Consider the following 2,557-nt stretch of genomic DNA (forward strand, 5'->3'; position numbering starts at 1 on the left):
TGTATATTGCCATTGAATAGTGCCAACTGCGCCATATTTTAGAGCATGTTAGGACATAATATAGAGCCACTTGTGACATCACCAGAGCCACCTCCTGTATAATTGTCTTGTACCACAGGTACAAATTCATTTAATAGGAGGTTTTTGTGTGGTTAAATACCGTGAGATTCTACGTCTTCATGCACAGGAGTTAAGCATTCGAAGCATTGCTTCAAGCGTAGGTAGTTCTAGGAATACAGTCAGTGACGTCTTGAAAAAGGCTGAGGAAAAAGATATTTTATGGCCACTTGAAAAAGATGTTGATGATGCAGAGCTGCAGACACTACTGTTTCCGGAAAAGAATCAATCAGAGGTGAGACAGAAACCGGACGGTGACTACATTCATAAGGAAATGGCTCGGAGCGGTGTAACTCTATCTCTGCTTTGGCATGAATACGTTCAATCGTGCCGCGAGCGAAGAGAGATTCCTTATAGCTATCGGCAATTCTGTCGCTTTTATACCCGTTACGTCACTAAGACAAAAGCAACGATGCGGATTAAGCGAAAGCCAGGAGAAGCAATGGAAGTCGATTGGGCAGGACAAACGGCGTCAGTTAAGGATTCGATCTCTGGACAAGTGCATCCAGCTTATGTTTTTGTCGCAGTCCTTCCCTGCACCCAATACGCATACGTTGAAGCTTTTTTATCCATGAACACGACGAGTTGGATACACGCACATATCCATGCCTTTCATTTTTTTAATGGTGTTCCTCGAACTATTATTCCCGATAATCTTAAGACGGGTGTTGATCATTCTTCAAGTACAAATCCGATCATTAATCGGACCTACCAAGAATTTGCGGAATACTATCAAACTGTGATTATCCCTGCTAGAGTTCGTCATCCGAAAGATAAACCTAATGTTGAAGGCACCGTAAAAATCATATCCACTTGGATTATTGCCGCATTAAGAAATGGTCAGTACTTTTCCATCCAAGAACTCAATGAATCCATTAAAGAAAAATTAGTAGAATACAATCAAAAACCGTTTCAAAAGAAAAATGGAAGCAGACAATCCGCCTTCACGGAGGAAGAGAGCTTTGCGCTGCTCCCTTTGCCAGCTTCCCCATACGAATTAGCCACTTGGAAAACAGCTACCGTACCCTATGATTATCACATATCTGTAGAAAAAATGTATTACTCTGTTCCCTATGAATACTTAAAACATCAAGTAGATATTCGCGTGACCGAACGCATAATCGAAGTCTTCTATCACACGATGCGCATTGCCTCGCATGTTCGACTGTATGGAAAAATGGGTCAATTATCAACAAATCCTGATCATATGCCTGATCAACATAAAGACTATTTAACTTTTACACCAGAACATTTTTTATCCTGGTCAAAAACGATTGGCTCCCATACACATACAATGATCCAAGCGATTCTTACATCCTATAAGGTTGAGAAACAAGCTTTGAAATCCTGTTTAGCCCTTTCAAAACTGGCGGACAAATATTCAGTAGAACGGTTAGAGTCCGCATGCATGAGAGCGCTCAACTACTCTCCACGGCCTAATATTAAGAGCATCGCAACGATCTTAAAAACCGGACAGGACAAGCAGAAACAAGAAGCACTCGAACAAGAAAATAAAAATGAACAGCAAAAATCTCATGGGTTTATTAGAGGCGCAGCTTATTACGGGAGGAAAGAAAAATGACCAACGAAAGTACCCTTTCAAAATTAAATGATCTACGCTTAAGTGCAATGGCTGAGTATTATCATGAACAACTTCACAATCCTCAATTTAACGACCTATCCTTTGAAGAACGTTTCAGCCTGCTCGTGGATCGAGAATGGGATCGTAGGAAAAACAACAAGCTTGCCCGTCTCATTAAAAATGCCGGGTTCCGCTACCCTCAGGCGTGTATTGAAGATATTGAATATCATCCTGATCGCAAACTGGATAAGGCTCAAATTCTACGATTAGCCTCAGGCCATTATATACAAGAAAAGCATAACTTAATTATCAAAGGTGCCTCTGGGAACGGTAAGTCTTACATGTCTTGTGCATTTGGGATCGCTGCGTGTCGACAATTTTATACAGTAAAGTATATTCGCTTGCCAGATCTATTAGATGAACTCGCCGTCGCCAGAGGAGAAGGCATTTTCCAAAAAGTAATGAAAATGTACCGAAAGGTAAATCTTCTTATTCTCGATGAGTGGCTTCTCACTTCATTAAAGGGAAACGAAGCACGAGATTTACTTGAAATTGTAGAGGCAAGACACCAAACAGCCTCCACAATATTCTGCTCACAATTCGATACACAAGGATGGTATGAAAGTATTGGTGAAGCAACATTAGCCGATGCGATCTTGGATCGAATCATTCATGACTCTTATAGTCTCTTAATTGACGGAGAAGTATCTATGAGAGAACGGCATGGGATAAAGAAATAATTGAAGTTGAGCCACCATCGAACGATGGTGGCTCTTATGATGGCAAGAGTGGCTTTCAAATCTGGCCGAAGTGGCTCCGAAATATGGCACAAGTGGACTTCTCCGATGGCAATATACA

General features: G+C 41.2%; 2 protein-coding genes. Both read left to right on the forward strand.

What is annotated here, in order from left to right:
- Positions 1–148: 148 nt before the first annotated feature.
- A complete protein-coding gene (gene istA, locus ABWW58_RS17055; RefSeq protein ID WP_353868039.1) occupies positions 149–1,699 on the forward strand; it encodes an IS21 family transposase in 1,551 nt (516 codons plus the stop codon).
- Positions 1,696–2,439 (forward strand): IS21-like element helper ATPase IstB, encoded by a 744-nt coding sequence (istB, locus tag ABWW58_RS17060; RefSeq protein WP_353868040.1) that lies wholly within the window; start codon positions 1,696–1,698, stop codon positions 2,437–2,439. The genes istA and istB overlap by 4 nt, the downstream gene beginning before the upstream one ends.
- Positions 2,440–2,557: the final 118 nt, after the last annotated feature.

The organism is Sporolactobacillus caesalpiniae (genome assembly GCF_040513385.1).
GTDB lineage: Bacteria > Bacillota > Bacilli > Bacillales > Sporolactobacillaceae > Sporolactobacillus.